The organism is Micromonospora sp. NPDC049051 (assembly GCF_043197575.1).
Classification (GTDB): Bacteria; Actinomycetota; Actinomycetes; order Mycobacteriales; family Micromonosporaceae; genus Micromonospora.
The window spans coordinates 72,360-87,265 of sequence record NZ_JBICTL010000001.1 but is presented as its reverse complement, the minus strand read 5'-3'; the positions used below and the strand labels follow the sequence as shown (position 1 = coordinate 87,265).

At 72.4% G+C, this 14,906-nt stretch carries 15 protein-coding genes; 7 read left to right on the top strand and 8 right to left on the bottom strand.

Features of this window, described 5'->3' with window-relative positions; translation table 11 throughout:
* Positions 1-7: 7 nt before the first annotated feature.
* On the bottom strand, positions 8-1,579 hold the full coding sequence (locus ACGFIR_RS00395) for a sugar transferase (RefSeq protein WP_393005605.1): 1,572 nt from the start codon (positions 1,577-1,579) through the stop codon (positions 8-10).
* A 264-nt stretch (positions 1,580-1,843) separates the two neighbouring features.
* Entirely contained in the window at positions 1,844-2,704 is an 861-nt protein-coding gene (locus ACGFIR_RS00390) for an Fpg/Nei family DNA glycosylase (RefSeq protein WP_393142418.1), read from the bottom strand.
* Between the two features lie 80 nt (positions 2,705-2,784).
* Between ACGFIR_RS00390 and ACGFIR_RS00385 the strand changes: the two genes are divergently transcribed.
* Positions 2,785-4,053, top strand: coding sequence for a glycosyltransferase family 4 protein (locus tag ACGFIR_RS00385; protein ID WP_393142416.1), 1,269 nt, complete (start codon positions 2,785-2,787; stop codon positions 4,051-4,053).
* Positions 4,054-4,619: 566 nt separating this feature from the next.
* Here ACGFIR_RS00385 and ACGFIR_RS00380 read toward each other — a convergent pair.
* The 5 genes from ACGFIR_RS00380 to ACGFIR_RS00360 form a co-directional block, all read right to left on the bottom strand.
* Complete coding sequence (locus ACGFIR_RS00380; protein ID WP_393142414.1) at positions 4,620-5,342, bottom strand: CDP-alcohol phosphatidyltransferase family protein; 723 nt, start codon at positions 5,340-5,342, stop codon at positions 4,620-4,622.
* On the bottom strand, positions 5,317-6,384 hold the full coding sequence (locus tag ACGFIR_RS00375) for an iron-containing alcohol dehydrogenase family protein (RefSeq protein ID WP_393142412.1): 1,068 nt from the start codon (positions 6,382-6,384) through the stop codon (positions 5,317-5,319). The genes ACGFIR_RS00380 and ACGFIR_RS00375 overlap by 26 nt, the downstream gene beginning before the upstream one ends.
* Positions 6,372-7,103 (bottom strand): sugar phosphate nucleotidyltransferase, encoded by a 732-nt coding sequence (locus tag ACGFIR_RS00370; RefSeq protein ID WP_393005607.1) that lies wholly within the window; start codon positions 7,101-7,103, stop codon positions 6,372-6,374. The genes ACGFIR_RS00375 and ACGFIR_RS00370 overlap by 13 nt, the downstream gene beginning before the upstream one ends.
* Positions 7,104-7,182: 79 nt before the next feature.
* Positions 7,183-7,956, bottom strand: a complete 774-nt coding sequence (locus ACGFIR_RS00365; RefSeq protein ID WP_393005408.1) for a hypothetical protein — start codon at positions 7,954-7,956, stop codon at positions 7,183-7,185.
* Positions 7,953-8,402, bottom strand: a complete 450-nt coding sequence (locus ACGFIR_RS00360; protein ID WP_393005410.1) for an NUDIX domain-containing protein — start codon at positions 8,400-8,402, stop codon at positions 7,953-7,955. Before ACGFIR_RS00360 ends, ACGFIR_RS00365 begins: the two co-directional genes overlap by 4 nt.
* 117 nt (positions 8,403-8,519) lie before the next feature.
* Here ACGFIR_RS00360 and ACGFIR_RS00355 point away from each other — a divergent pair, with 117 nt between their 5' ends.
* From ACGFIR_RS00355 to corA, 4 genes are all read left to right on the top strand, one after another.
* The gene (locus tag ACGFIR_RS00355) at positions 8,520-8,912 is read left to right on the top strand and encodes a cyclic nucleotide-binding/CBS domain-containing protein (RefSeq protein ID WP_393142410.1); all 393 of its coding nucleotides are present in this window, start codon (positions 8,520-8,522) and stop codon (positions 8,910-8,912) included.
* A 128-nt stretch (positions 8,913-9,040) separates the two neighbouring features.
* Positions 9,041-9,499 (top strand): ester cyclase, encoded by a 459-nt coding sequence (locus tag ACGFIR_RS00350; RefSeq protein WP_393005414.1) that lies wholly within the window; start codon positions 9,041-9,043, stop codon positions 9,497-9,499.
* Between the two features lie 106 nt (positions 9,500-9,605).
* The gene (locus ACGFIR_RS00345; protein ID WP_393005416.1) at positions 9,606-10,700 is read left to right on the top strand and encodes a PLP-dependent aminotransferase family protein; all 1,095 of its coding nucleotides are present in this window, start codon (positions 9,606-9,608) and stop codon (positions 10,698-10,700) included.
* 353 nt (positions 10,701-11,053) lie between these two features.
* Complete coding sequence (gene corA, locus ACGFIR_RS00340; protein WP_393005418.1) at positions 11,054-12,202, top strand: magnesium/cobalt transporter CorA; 1,149 nt, start codon at positions 11,054-11,056, stop codon at positions 12,200-12,202.
* A gap of 145 nt (positions 12,203-12,347) precedes the next feature.
* Here the strand turns inward: corA and ACGFIR_RS00335 are convergent, their stop codons facing one another.
* The gene (locus ACGFIR_RS00335; protein ID WP_393005420.1) at positions 12,348-13,157 is read right to left on the bottom strand and encodes a hypothetical protein; all 810 of its coding nucleotides are present in this window, start codon (positions 13,155-13,157) and stop codon (positions 12,348-12,350) included.
* Positions 13,158-13,241: 84 nt separating this feature from the next.
* On the opposite strand from ACGFIR_RS00335, the gene ACGFIR_RS00330 reads away from it, so the two are divergent.
* Positions 13,242-13,772, top strand: coding sequence for a peptidylprolyl isomerase (locus ACGFIR_RS00330; protein ID WP_393005422.1), 531 nt, complete (start codon positions 13,242-13,244; stop codon positions 13,770-13,772).
* Positions 13,773-13,898: 126 nt separating this feature from the next.
* Positions 13,899-14,813, top strand: a complete 915-nt coding sequence (locus ACGFIR_RS00325) for a rhomboid family intramembrane serine protease (protein WP_393005424.1) — start codon at positions 13,899-13,901, stop codon at positions 14,811-14,813.
* Positions 14,814-14,906 lie beyond the last annotated feature (93 nt).

Sequence of the window (14,906 nt, the reverse complement as noted above, 5' to 3'; positions counted from 1 at the left end):
CCAAGGGTCAGTACGCGCCCTTGCGGGCGAGCACCACGCCGACGGTGCGCCACAGGATGCTCAGGTCGTACGCGAGCGACCAGTTGTCGACGTAGTAGAGGTCCAGCCGGACCGCCTCGTCCCAGGACAGGTCGGAGCGGCCGGAGACCTGCCACAGCCCGGTCATGCCCGGCCGGACCAGCAGCCGGCGGCGTACGTCGCCGAGGAAGTCGCCGTCGTCGGCGGGCAGCGGACGCGGCCCGACCAGCGACATCTCGCCCTTCAGCACGTTGATCAACTGCGGCAGCTCGTCCAGCGACGAGGCCCGCAGGAAGCGGCCCACCGGGAAGACCCGGGGATCCTGCTTCATCTTGAACAGCATGCCGTCGGTCTCGTTACGGTCGACGAGGCTGGCGAGCCGGTCCTCCGCGTCCACGTACATGGTGCGGAACTTCCAGACCCGGAAGGTGCGGCCCTCGTGGCCCACCCGTGGCTGGCGGAAGAAGACCGGGCCGGGGTCGGAGAGCCGGATCGCGACCGCGATGGCCAGGAAGACAGGGGCCAGGAGCAGCAGGCCGACCCCGGCGGCCACCCGGTCCATCAGGTTCTTGGCCAGCAGCGCCGGCCCGGAGAGGGTCGGCTCCTCGACGTGCAGCAGCGGCAGGCCCTCGATGGGGCGGATGTGCACCCGGGGGCCGGCGATGTCGGTGAGCTGCGGCGCGACGACCAGGTCGACGCCGGAGCCTTCCAGTTGCCAGGCCAGCCGGCGCAGCTCGCCCGGCTCCGAACTCGCCGAGCCGCAGACGGCGATCGTGTCCCCGCCGACCTCCCGGACCAGGGCGAGGACGTCACGGCCCGCGTACACGGGGACCGGGGTCTCGATGCCCTTGGCCGCCGCATAGCCGTCGGTGATGTGGATGGCGACCGGCATCAGCCCCGCGGCCGGGTTGCGGGTGACCGCCGTGTAGACCTCCAGGCACTCCGGCAGGGTGCCGATCAGCACCATCCGGTGACCGGCCTGGCTGATGTTGCGGCGGACCACGTGCAGCACGAAGCGGCAGAGGATGCGGTTCAGCAGGATCAGCAGCATCGCCGCGAGCAGGGCGGTGCCGACCGTGTAGCGGGACAGGTCGGTCTTGGTGGCGAAGGCGAGGAAGGAGACCGTCGCGGTGACGGCGACGCTGGCCCGGATCACCCGCTTGTACTCGTCCGGACCCAGGCCCAGGTAGCGCCGGTCGTAGGCCCGGTTGGCCCAGAGGCTGACGAGCCAGCCGAGCGGCAGGAGCAGGAACGCCACCGTGTGGAACCACGTCGGGTCCTGCTCGGCGTTGTAGAAGCCCGCCCGCGACTGGTCGAACGTCTCGATGGCGATCAGGCTGGCGACCGCGGCGGCTGCGAAGTCGAGCAGCAGCAGCAGGGTGATGTAGGGGCGGTGCCAGCGTGACACGCGACGGCGGGCCCGGGCCCACGCGGACCGGGGTACGCCGTTGTGGGACGGCGGTGTTGGCGGCTGGATCTCGAAGCTGTCGACGTGCCGCACGAGTTTGCTCCGGCCTGTGTTGGTTCCCGGGCGCTGGAGGCTTGTCGTCACCTCACCCATGTCCTCCCGCATGACACGCGCCGCTCACTCACCGTGAGGGCCCGGTCGCCCACCGTCCCAGTCTCCCACGCGGGCGCCAGCCTGCGCGTTGCCCCGAGGGACAATGCGCCGGTGTGGTGCCGCCGGGCGTCTGGCCGGCTCCGCGCCATTTCAGAAGCCGGGGACCGAGCCACTATACCGATGGATGGCGGGCCCGGTAGAGCCGCAACTCAGACCTTCGACGCGGGATGGCCGATTCCGTTGCGTAGTCGGCAGTGTCGTCACTCACCGTACGAGTCGCGACAGCCGACGGTCAGCGAGCGGCTTGCCGCCGGTCTGGCACGTCGGGCAGTACTGGAGGCTTGAATCGGCGAACGAGACCTCGCGGACGGTGTCGCCGCAAACCGGGCAGGGCAGCCCCGTCCGGGCGTGCACCTTCAGTCCGGAGCGCTTCTCGCCCTTCAGCTCGGCCGCCTTCTGGCCCACCGACCGGCGTACCGCGTCGCCGAGCACCTGCCGCGTCGCCGCGTGCAGGGTCGCCAACTGCTCGTCGGTCAGCCGGTGGGTCAGCGCGAACGGCGACAGCTTCGCCGCGTGCAGGATCTCGTCGGAGTACGCGTTGCCGACCCCGGCCAGCACCGTCTGGTCGGTGAGCACCCCCTTGACCTGGCCCTTGCGGCTGCGCATCCGCTCGGCGAAGGTGGCCAGGTCGGCGGCGAGTGCGTCGGGGCCGAGCCGGGCCACCCCGGGCACCGTCGCCGGGTCGGTGACCAGGTAGCCGGCGAGGCTCTTCTGGGTGCCGGCCTCGGTCAGGTCGAAGCCCGAGCCGTCGTCGAGGCGCACCCGCAGGGCGATCGGTCCCTTGCCGGGGCGCAGCGGGGCGGCGGAGGGAAACGCCTCCCGGTAGTGCAGCCAGCCCGCCCGGGCCAGGTGGACCACCAGGTGCAGCTCGCCGTCGAGCACCACGTCGAGGAACTTGCCGTGCCGGCGGGCGTCCGTCACGGTCCGCCCGACGGCGGCGGTGGGCGCCGGGTCGTACGTCTTCAGGGCGCTGATCGCGGCGACCTCCAACCGGTCGACGCGCCGCCCCACCGCGCGCTCACGCAGGTAACCCGCGAGCGCCTCAACCTCCGGTAGTTCGGGCACCAGCCAACGGTAGCCTTCTTTCCCGTGAGCGTGAGGAATGAGCTTGCGAGTCCCGCAATCGCGAACGAAAGGCAAGCTCCGTGAGAATCGTGGTGGCGCACAACCGGTACCGGGAGGCTCAGCCCTCCGGTGAGAACACGATCGTCGACGTGGAGATCGCGCAGCTCACCTCGGCCGGAGTGGAGGTGCTGCCGTTCATCCGCAGCTCGGACGAGATCCCGTCGATGTCGAAGTCGGCCAAGGCGCTGCTGCCGATCTCGCCGATCTGGGCGCCCCGCGCGCAGGAGGACCTGAGCCGGCTGATCGCCGAGCACCGGCCGGACGTGCTGCACCTGCACAACCCGTACCCCCTGATCTCGCCGTGGATCGTGCGGACCGCGCACCGGCACGGCGTGCCGGTGGTGCAGACGGTGCACAACTACCGCCAGGTCTGCTCCTCGGGGCTCTACTTCCGCGACGGGATGATCTGCCAGGACTGCCGGGGCCGGGCCCTGGGGGTGCCGGCGATCGTGCACCGCTGCTACCGGGGCTCGCGGGCGCAGAGCGCCCTGATGGCGACCACGCTGGCCGTGCACCGGGGCACCTGGCGCTCGGTGGACCGGTTCGTCGCGCTCACCTCGGCGGTCGCCGACCACCTGCGCGACTACGGCATCCCGGCCGAGCGGATCGTGGTGAAGCCCAACGGCATCCCCGACCCGGGGGCGCCCGCGCCGCTCGGCGACGGCTTCCTCTACATGGCCCGGCTCTCCCCCGAGAAGGGGCTGGACCTGCTGCTGGACGCCTGGCGGCGGCACCCGGACGGCGCGCTCGGCCCGCTGCGCATCGCCGGGGACGGGGAACTGCGCCCGCTGGCCGAGGCCGCCGCCGCCGAGCGCGCCGACGTGACCTACCTCGGGCCGCTGGACCGCGCCGGAGTACGCGCCGCGATCGAGGCCAGCGCGGTCATCGTGGCCGCCTCCACCTGGCACGACGTGCTGCCCACCGTGATCATCGAGGCGCTGGCCGCCGGCCGGCCGGTGCTCGGCACCGCGCTCGGCGGCATCCCGTACCTGCTCGGCGCCGACGCCCCCCGCGAACCCGCCGGCACCGGCCCGGCCGCCGTCACCACGGCCGCCCCGGGGGAGGGCCGCGTCGCGCTGCCCACCGGTGTGGAGGCGGGCGAGGCGGGCTGGGTGGTGCCCCCGGAGCCGGCCGCCATGGCCGCCGCCCTCCCGGTGGCCCGCACCGGCGCGGCGGCGCTGGCCCCGGCCGCCCGGCTGCGCTACGAGCGCACGTTCCACCCCGACGTGGTCACCAAGCGCCTCCTCGACATCTACGCGGGCGTCTCGGCCCCCGCCTCACCCCGCTGAGCCCCGGCCCCCCCGCCTCGCCTTACGCCTGCCTCGCCTTGCGCCTGCCAACCGCTGGCCGACGGAGCCTGCCCCGCCCCGCTAGGCCACCTCGTTGGCCGGGGCGGCGGTGTCCCGGACGGAGTTGATGATCGTGATCAGGCGATCCAGGTCAGCGGATGGGAAGACCCCGCCTCCGTCGCCGGTCGGCACCCGCATCCGCTGACGGGCGGAGGATCCGTGGGCGGAACACTGTCGAGCTGATGTCGTAGACGACTCACCGCCGGTGGTGGCACAGCGGCGGCCCGGAGGCGACCGCCTGATGTCACAGACGACTCAGCTCGACAGCGTCCGTACGACCCTTTCGCCCGCGACCGGCCCGGCGAGCACCATCGCCCCACGGAGCACGGATCACCCGTTCAAGGCTGCGTGACGGGGCACATTCTTTTCGGAGCCGGGGCGCTTTCTCTCGGTGGCCGCGAGTGGCAGAAGAACGCCGACGGCCATAACCGGCAGTGACGCTGCCTGCGGCAGCACCGCCATCAGCGCAAAGCCGTCCGTCCGGAGCCGTCCCCCGCCGTGGCAGCTCAGCGGAGGGAGGCGCGGGCCGAGAAGGCGATGCTGGCGAGCAGGAAACCGCCGTTGACGATCGTGAACGCCACGATCACCCAGAGGACCAGGGCGGGGGCGAAGGCCAGCACCAGGCCGGCCGCGAAGATGACCGCGCCGTAGTCGCGGACGAGCTTCACGAGGCGTACGGGCAGCGAGGTCGAGGTGACCATGCTGGCGGCGTTCGGGCCGGCCTGCATCACCGACGTGACCAGGTTGACCATCCAGGTGCCGGCGAAGATCGCGACCAGCCAGCTCGGCGTCGACGGCTCCTGCGCCACCGCCGTCGCGGACAGGGCGGCGACCAGGGCGATCTGGGCGGCCACGTCGGCGAGCACGTCGACCCGGGCACCGGCGGCGCTGCCCTGCCCGGTCACCCGGGCGAGCTGACCGTCGGCACAGTCCAGGGCGTACGCCACCTGCCAACCGACCAGCGCGAGCAGCCCGACCGCCCAGGCCGGTACGTCGCCGGCGGCGACCCGCCCGGCGAGTGCGACCACGGTGACGGAGGTGGCCAGGCCGAGCACCAGGTTGGCGATGGTCAGCGCGGTCGGGCGCAGCCCGAGGCGCTGGGCGACGAGCGCGAAGACCGCGCCCAGCCACTGGCTGATCGATTCGCTGAACAGGCCGCCGCCCCGGTTCACCCGATGGAAGTCGGCGACGGTGGGACGGGGTTCAGCCACGGTGGTCGCGGATTGCACCGGCGTAGTCTGCCAGCCGCTCCCGCGTCTCGGTAGGCGACATCGCCAGGTGTTCGAGGATCGTGTAGCGGTCCGGCCGGGTCCGGGGCGCGAACTGCACGGCATCGACGAACTGCTCGTCGCTCAGGCCCAGGTCGGCCGGTGTGGTGGCGAGACCGTGCCGGTGCAGGCAGCGGGCGAGCCGGCCGAACCGGTCGGTGTCGCCGCGCAGGAACGTGCAGAAGAGGGCACCGAGCCCCACCTGCTCGCCGTGGGCGGCCGTGCCGGGATGGAGCCGGTCGATCGCGTGGGAGATCTCGTGGTCACCGCCGCTGGCGGGGCGCGACGACCCGCACACCGAGCTGGCGATGCCGCCCATGATCAGCGCCTCGGCCAGCGTGGTGAGGAAGGCGTCGTCGGTGATCTTGCCGGGGTGGTTGAGCAGCGCCTCCGCACCCGTGCGGGCCAGCGTCACCGCCAGCCCGTCGATGGGCTCGCCGCGTACCTCGTGGGCGAGTTCCCAGTCGGCGCAGGCGTTCAGGTTGCTCACCGCGTCGCCGATGCCGGCCTGGGTCTGCCGGTCCGGGCCGTTCTCCACGAAGTCGAGGTCGACGATCACCGCAATCGGGATGTGCACCCCGTAGGAGCCCTTGCCCCCCTCGTGGTCGAGCGAGGCGGTCGGGGAGGCGATGCCGTCGTTCGCCAGGCTGGTCGCCACCGTCACCATCGGGATCCCGTAGCGGGTGGCGGCGTACTTGGCGGTGTCGATGGTCTTGCCGCCGCCGATGCCCACCACGGCGTCGTAGTGACGACGGCGCAGCCGGTCACCGAGGTCGTTCGCCGCGTCGATGGTGCCGCCGACGACCGTGAAGACGTCGGCCGCGCCGAGCGACGGCCGGCACAGCTCGACGATCCGTTCGCCCTGGCCGGGGCCGACCACGACGGCCACGTCCCCGCCGGACGAGATCCGCCGGTCGGCCAGCACCGCCCCGAGGTCGGCCACCGCGCCCCGCCGCACCTCGATCACGAGCGGGGTGTTGACCGTACGGGCTAGTAGCGGCACGCGATCTCCCGCGCCCGGGCCAGGTCGGCGTGGTTGTCGACCTCGACCCAGGAGACGTCGCCGATCGGCGCCGCCCGGACCTCCCCGCCGCGGTCGGCGAACTCCTGGTAGCCGTCCTCGTAGTAGAGGTTCGGGTCACGCCGCCACGTCGCCTCCAGCGCGTCGGCGAGGGCGTCGGCCACCTGCGGTTCGATCAGCGTCGCGCCGATGTACTCCCCGTACGCGTCGCCCGGGTTCATCAGCTTGGTGATCCGGGTGAGCTGGCCGGCGGCGTCGAAGGTGGTCTTCATCTCCTCCTCGGCCAGCGGCTTGATCGTGTCGACGGCCAGCAGGATGCCGGGGCCACGCTCGGCCAGCAGCGTCTTCTCCACGCTCACCGGGTGCACGGTGTCGCCGTTGACCAGCAGCACACCCCGCGAGAAGTGCTCCCGGGCCAGCCAGAGCGAGTAGGCGTTGTTCCACTCCTCGGCCTTGTCGTTGTGCACGAGGGTGATCGTGACGCCGTACCGCTTCTCCAGGTCGGCCTGCCGGGAGACGACCGCGTCGGCGGCGTAGCCGACCACGATCACGACGTCGGTGAGCCCCACCTCGGCCAGGTTGCGCAGCGAGATGTCCAGGATGGTGGTGTCGCCGTCGACCGGCACCAGCGCCTTGGGCAGGGTGTCGGTGTACGGGCGCAGCCGGCGCCCCGCCCCGGCTGCGAGCACCATCCCGATCATTGAGGCGTCCTCCGTCGTACGAGTCCCGGTCACCGCTGGAGGATAGCCCCGCGCGGCGGCACCGCTGCGGTCAACCGGGTCAGCCGGGCAGCGCCGCCAGGTCCGCCAGCACCCCCAGTCGCTCCTCGGCGGTCAGTACGGCGTACGGGCCGGCGGCCCGCCGGTCGGTCTCCAACTCGATGGCGAGCTGTTCCGGGCCGGGCGGCAGGGCGGTGGCGCTCGCCGCGCTGTGCCCGGCGGCGTCGCACGCGGCGGCGTGCGCGTCGGCCCGGTGGTAGCGCATCGTGCCGAGCCGGTTCAGCAGCAGCACGCCGGGCGGGGTGCCGTCCGGCTCGTACGGCGGTGCCGTGGCGGCGAACGCCGCCCCCGCCGCCTCCGCCTCCTGCTCGTCGGCCAGCACCAGCGCGCACGTGAGCACCCGGCCGAACGCCTCCACCAGCCGCAGCACCCGGTCCTCGTGCCCCGCCCAGAGTTCCTCGGTGACCTCCGCGTGCACCTGCCACAGCTCGGCGAGGAAGGCCGTCCCGCGCTCCGTGGCGGAGAGTTCCCCGTCGGCGCTCCGGTGGATCATCCCGTACGCCACCTGCTTGTCCAGGGCCCGCCGGCACTCGACCGGGTCCCGGTAGCGGGTGACTGCCGCGAAGCCGGTCTCGTCGACCGTCCCGCCCGGCACCGCGAGGCGGGTGCGGAACTCCAGCAGGAAGCTGGTGGCCGCCGGGCCGCCGTACCGCTGGCTCAGCTCGGCGGCGCCGCCGTCGCGGCCGGCGAGGATGCCGGCGACGAACGCCCGGTCCACCGCGGGGGCGACCAGGCCGGCGAACCGGTGCGGCGCCAGCTCGACGGTGTCGTTCACAGACCGATCGAACGCAGGGCGGCGAAGCCTTCGTCGGCGATCCGCCGGATGAGGCCGTCGTTGACGTCGCGGTTCTCGTCGAGCAGGTCGAGCTCGTCGGCGGCGAGCCAGCGGAACTCGGTGTGCCTGCCCACCTCCAGCGTCGGTCGGGTCAGGTCGCCGTCGACCCGGACGAGCCAGTCGCGTTCGATGCGCGCCAGGCCGTCGTCGGCGACGTAGCGGTACTCCCCGACGTAACCGAGCACGTGCGACACCGTCCAGCCGGTCTCCTCGGTCACCTCCCGGCGCAGCGCGTCCAGCCAGTCCTCGCCCGGTTCCAGGTGACCGCCGACGACGTCCCAGCAGTTGGGAAAGATGCGCCGGTGAGGAGACCGACGCTGGACGAAGAGTCGGCCGTCTTCGTCGAAGATCAGCGCGCAGGCGCAGCGTAGTGGCTCGGTGGACACGCCACGACAGTAGCGAGCCGGGGCGCTCCCCGGCGACGCCCGCTCTTGTCGCCGGGCAGCGTCTGTGCGCACCATGTTCCCTTACCGGGTGCCACCGTCCCACAGGGGTGATGCGTGATGCAGGTTCGGGAAGCGATGTCCAGCGAGGTTCTCGTGGTCGGCCCGGAGCACACGCTCCGCCAGGCGGCCCGGATGATGTCGGCCCGCGGTGTCGGGTCGGCGGTCGTGATCGACCCGGACTCCGAGGGCGTCGGCATCATGACGGAACGCGACGTGCTCAAGGCCATCGGCGCCGATCTGGACTGCGACGTCGAGCGGACGGGCTCGCACCTGACCTGGGACGTGGTCTACGCCGGGCCGGAGTGGACGGTGGAGGAGGCGGCCGCGGCCATGGCCCGGGGCGGGTTCCGGCACCTGGTGGTGCTCGACGGGCGCGAGGTGGCCGGGGTGATCTCCGTCCGGGACATCATGCGGGTCTGGGCGGAGAGCCGGATGGCCGAGGCGAGCTGACCCGTCCAGCAGGTTCGTCCCGGGGGCCGGTCGCTCGACGCCGTCCACGTCGCGGGTGTGGCGGGGCGATCGACGGGTAAGGATTCCGTACGGACACGGACGGGCCGTGATCCGCGACGGAGGTCCTCATGCGTGGCGCGGATCGGCTGGTCGAGCAGCAGTACGCGATGCTCCTGCGGCGGGACGTGGCCCGGCTGCCGGACCTCTACGCGGCCGACGCCTTCTATTCCATGCCCGGCGTCACGGTGCGCCCGATCGAGCTGCCCGCCCTGCTGCGCACCTGGACGGGGGCCTTCCCGGACCTCTCCGTCGACCCGATCGGGTCGGTGCAGACGGCCGGTGGCGCGGCCGTCGAGCAGCGGCTCACGGGCACCCACACCGGTGTGCTGCACACCCCGTTCGGGACCGTCGCGCCGACCGGCCGGCTGGTGAGCTGGGACGTGGTGGACGTCGTCCGGGTCCGGCGCGGCCGGATCGCGGCCTGGCGTTCCTACTTCGACTGGGGGCAGCTCATCGCGGCGCTCGGTCTGCACGTGGACGGGCTCTCCCGGGAGGCGCAGCACGACCCGCTCGGCCTTCCGGTCTGACCTGTCGGCGACCGGTGGATGCCGGTCACCCGTCCCGGTGGCTCAGGATGCGGACATCGCCGTGCCTGGCGCACACACCCCGTCGCCTTCCGTACGCTGAACAGCCATGACTGCCGAGCAGCTGATCTCCTTCGCCCGTGGCGCTCCCTCGCTGGACATCGTCGATGTCGAGGGGCTCAAGGCCGCCGCCGTCCGCGCGTTCGACGCCGATCCTGCCGGGGTGACCGCCTACGGCACCTCCGTCGGCTACCTTCCGCTGCGGAAGTGGATCGCCGAGAAGCACGGGGTCTCCGCCGACCAGGTGCTGATCACCAACGGGTCGTTGCAGGCGGACGCGTTCCTCTTCGACCACCTGGTCCGCCCCGGCGACGCGGTGGTGGTGGAACGCCCGACCTACGACCGCACCCTGCTGAACCTCCAGCGGATGGGCAGCGAGCTGCACGGCGTCACCATCCAGCCGGACGGGCTCGACACCGCCGAGCTGCGCAAGCTGCTGGAGTCGGGGGTACGCCCCCGGCTGGCGCACGTCATCCCGAACTACCAGAACCCGGCCGGCGTGACGCTGAGCCTGGAGAAGCGCCGGGAACTGCTCGATCTCGCCGCCGAGTACGGGTTCACGATCTTCGAGGACGACCCGTACGCCGACATCCGGTTCCGGGGCGAGGCGCTGCCGTCGATGCTCTCGATGGACACCCGCGACGTGGTGGTGCACGCCTCCAGCTTCACCAAGACGGTCTGCCCCGGCGTACGGGTCGGCTACCTGGTCGGCCCCGCGGACCTGATCGGCGACATCGCGAAGAAGGCGACCAACCTCTACATCTCGCCCGGCATGGTCTCCGAGGCGATCGTGCACCAGTTCTGCGTCTCGGGCGACATCGAGCGCTCGATCGAGACCGTACGCGCGGCGCTGGGCGAGCGCGCCCGGGTGCTGGCCGAGTCCCTGCGCCGGCACATCCCGGAGGCCCGCTTCGTGGAGCCCGACGGCGGCTACTTCCTCTGGGTCGAGCTGCCCGAGGACGTGGAGGTCGACCGGCTCGCGCCGGCCGCCGCCGAGCGCGGGGTCGCCGTGGTCAAGGGCAGCGACTTCGTCGTCGACGGCGGGCGGCACGCCCTGCGGTTGGCGTACTCGGCCGTGACCGCGGACCGGATCGACGAGGGGGTGCGGCGCCTGGCGGAGGCCATGGCGGCCGTCCGTAGCTGAATTTCTGTCAGATTTCTGACAGTTGCGCGATCGTGGCCGCCCCGGGTCTCCCGCCGGGGCGGCCGGCGGCTCACAATGCTGCGAGCGTCACTCACCACGTGTAGTGGAACTCACCGCCCGGTGCCGGCCCCGCCGCACCGGTGCCTGATTCCCCGCCGGCTCGGCCAGCGACACGTGGGGCGGCGCGACCAGCACAACCCCCGCCCCCAAAGGGCGCCGGGTGGGCCGTGTCGTCCCCTCACCCCCCTGATGCGACCCGGCCCGCCCGGCGCCACCCTCCGCCGATCGTCACCGGCGGTGATCATCGCCGCGCGGCGTACTGTTCACCCGCGGCAGCGCGTGGGAGGGGCGTGATGACGGACCGGGAACAGCAGGGGCGGACGACCGCGCCGAACGGCGGGCGGGTGCTGAGGCCCCGGGACTGGGTGGCGCCGGTGCGGGCGATGACCCGCCGGCTCAACTCCGACAATCCGCAGCAGGTCTCCTCGCCGGCCGGCCCCGAGCGCAGCGCGGTGGTCGACTGCGCCCTCTACGTGGACGGCCGCCGGCAGCCCGGCGACTGGCGGTACGCCGAGGCGCTCGCCGCGGCCCGCCGCGAGGAACATGGCTTCGTCTGGCTCGGCCTGCACGAGCCGGAGCTGGCCGAGATGACCGCCATCGCCGCCACCTACGGGCTGCACGAGCTGGCCGTCGAGGACGCGGTGAAGGCGCAGCAGCGCCCCAAGCTGGAACAGTTCGGTGAGGTCAGCTTCCTGGTGCTGCGGACCGCCCGGTACTGCGAGCACGCCGAGCTGACCGAGCACTCCGAGGTCGTCGAGACCGGCCAGGTGCTGCTCTTCATCGGCCCGAACTTCCTGGTCAGCGTCCGGCACGGGGACGCCTGCCGGCTGGCTCCCGTCCGCGCCGACCTGGAGACGAAGCAGGACCTGCTGCTCCAGGGGCCCTGGGCGGTGGCGTACGCGGTCACCGACCGGGTGGTGGACCTCTACCTGGAGGTGGCCGACCGGCTGGAGGACGACCTCGACACGCTGGAGGCCGACGTCTTCGACCGGCAGTCCAGCGGTCGGATCCAGCGGATCTACCAGATGAAGCGGGAACTGGTGGAGTTCAAGCGGGCCGTGATGCCGTTGCAGCGCCCGATGATGACGCTCACCGCGCAGATGAACCGCGACGTGCCCAAGGAGATCCGCCGCTACTTCCGCGACGTGCAGGACCACCTCAGCCGTACGGTCGAGCAGGTCAATTCCTACGACGACCTGCTCAACTCCATCCTCCAGGCGCGGCTGGCCCAGGTCACCGTGGACCAGAACAACGACATGCGCAAGATCGCCGCGTGGGCCGCCATCGCCGCCGTCTGGACCGCCATCGCCGGCATCTACGGGATGAACTTCGAGGTCATGCCGGAGTTGCGGATGACGTACGGCTATCCGGTCGTCCTCGCCCTGATGCTGGCCATCTCGCTGGCCCTCTACCGCTGGTTCCGCCGCAACGGCTGGCTCTGACGCCCGCCGCCCGCCGCCCACCGCCCGCCGCCGGCCGCGGAACCGCCGGCCGGGCGAGCGCCGGACCCGCAGTCGCCGCACGCGGAAGCGCCGGCGGTGCGGCGGGGAGCCGCTTCGCCGGCGCTTTCCGGGACCGACAGAGCTGTCAGCGGCGGCTGTTGGCCTTGGCGCCGCCCTTGCCGAGCGCCTGGGTCAGGTCGTCCGCCGGACGGCCCGAGGTGTCCTTGGCGCCCTCGGCCACCGACGGGACCTTGTCCGTCGGGTGGACCGCCGGCTGCTTGCCCGGGGTGGTGGTGGAGGCGCTGTCGCCGCCGGCCACCGCCGAGCTGCCGGCGCCGGTCGGGCCGCCGGCCACGCCCGGGCCGCTCGGCTTCGTCGAGGCGTCCGGGGTGCGGATCTCCATGGTCTCGACCTCGTCGCGCATCGGCTCCAGCGTGCGGGTCGGGTCGTACTCGGCCCACTCCTGCTGCTCCCGGCGCCGCCGCATCGCCATCGCGGCGACCCCGGCCACCGCGCCGGCCGCGAGCAGGCCGGTCATCATGGACCCGCCCCGCCGGGAGTTCTTCTTCCGGGCAGCCTTCATGTTCTTCGCCTTGACCTTCCTGGTGGCCGCGGCCTGCTTGGCTGCGACGGCCTTCCTGCCGGTGACCGCCTTGCCCGCCGCCTCGGCCTGCGCCTTACGGACGGCCAGGGCCAGCGGCGCGAGCGCGGCGACGGTGGACGCGAGGCCGCTGGACGCGCGGTCGCGCACCATGACGGCGGTCGGCGCGACGGCGCCCCGGGCCGCCTGGACCCGCGGGGCGACGGTGGCACCGGCACCCTTCGCGGCGTACGTCGCGGCCTGCCTCAGGTGACCGAGGCCCTGGTTCAGCTCCACCTTGGCCAGCTGTCCCTGAGTCTTACGCCGCCCGATTCCAAACACGGTCCCACCTCCTGGGAGTTGTTCCTTCGTCATCCTCCACCTTCGGATGCCTCCGCACTGCCAGATCGGGCACATGGGAGGATCCGCATGGAACTGACCAACGAGTGAGGAGTACCCGTGGCCGAGGCTGTCTACGCCACCTTGCACACCAACGCTGGCCCGATCCGGCTGGAGCTCTTCGGCAACCACGCCCCGAAGACCGTGCGGAACTTCGTCGAACTGGCGGAGGGCACCCGCGAGTACACCGACCCGCGCACCGGTCAGCCGGGCAAGGGGCCGTACTACGACGGCACCATCTCGCACCGGGTGATCAGCGGCTTCATGATCCAGATGGGCGACCCGACCGGCACCGGCCGTGGTGGCCCGGGCTACAAGTTCGGTGACGAGTTTCACCCCGAGCTGCGCTTCGACCAGCCGTACCTGCTGGCGATGGCGAACGCCGGGCCGGGCACGAACGGCTCGCAGTTCTTCATCACCGTGTCGCCGACGCCGCACCTGAACAACCGGCACACCATCTTCGGGAAGGTGGCCGACGAGCAGTCCGCGAAGGTCGTCGACGCGATCGCCAACACCCCGACCGGCCCGAACGACCGGCCGCTGCAGGACGTCGTCATCGAGCGGGTCGAGATCGAGCGGTCCGCTGCCTGAGCGCACCGCCGTCTCAGCGGTCCGCTGTCCAAGCGGTCCGCGAGGTACCTTTGCCGACATGACTGAGCGCTCCGAGGGCCGGGAACGGTTGGTGGTCCGCGTGATCCGCGACGGCGGGCGAACGTGGTGAGCGAATCGCCACCCACCACCCCGGTCTGCTACCGGCACCCCGGCCGGGAGACGTACGTCCGCTGCACCCGCTGCGACCGGTCGATCTGCCCGGACTGCATGCGGGAGGCGTCGGTCGGGTTCCAGTGCCCGGAGTGTGTGGCGGAGGGACGACGTAGCGTCCGGCCGGCGCGTACCGCCTTCGGTGGCGGTACCGCCGGCCGGCACGGCTACGTCACCAGGGCGCTGATCGCGCTCAACGTGCTGATGATGCTGCTCTCGATCGCCTCCGACCGGGGCGGGGACGCGGCGGTCGGCGGCTCCGGCTTCGGCGGCCTGATGGGCGGCAGCACCCCGCTGACCGACTGGGGCGCGGTGCTCGGCGGCGCGCTCTTCCCCGACGGCACGGTCGGCGGCATCGCCGAGGGCGAGTGGTACCGCCTGGTCACCGCGATGTTCCTGCACTACGGCGTGGTCCACCTGCTGCTGAACATGTGGGCCCTGTGGGTGCTGGGGCGGTCGCTGGAGGCCAGCCTCGGGCCGCTGCGCTTCCTGGCGCTCTATCTGGTCGCCGGGTTGGGCGGGAACGTCGCCGCCTACCTGTTCAGCGCGGAGAACCAGCTCACCGCCGGTGCCTCCACGTCGATCTTCGGCCTGTTCGCGGCGCTGGTGGTCATCGAACGGAAGATGGGGCGGGACATCTCCCAGGTGCTGCCCATCCTGGTGATCAACCTGGTCTTCACGTTCACGGTGCCGGGCATCTCGATCCCGGGGCACCTGGGCGGCCTGGTGGTCGGCGGGCTGCTGGCGCTCGTGTTCGCGTACGCTCCGCGGTCGCGCCGGACGCTGGTGCAGTTCGCGGGCGGCGCGCTGATCGTGCTGGCGCTGATCGGCCTGGCCCTGGTCCGCACCGCGGCCATCGTCGGCGGCTGACCTCCGGCCCGGCTCCGGGTCCCCGCACGGCCGGGCCGGGCGCGCGTGGGCCGGGCTGCGGGTGGGCCGGGACGGGGCGCCGGTGGTGATTCG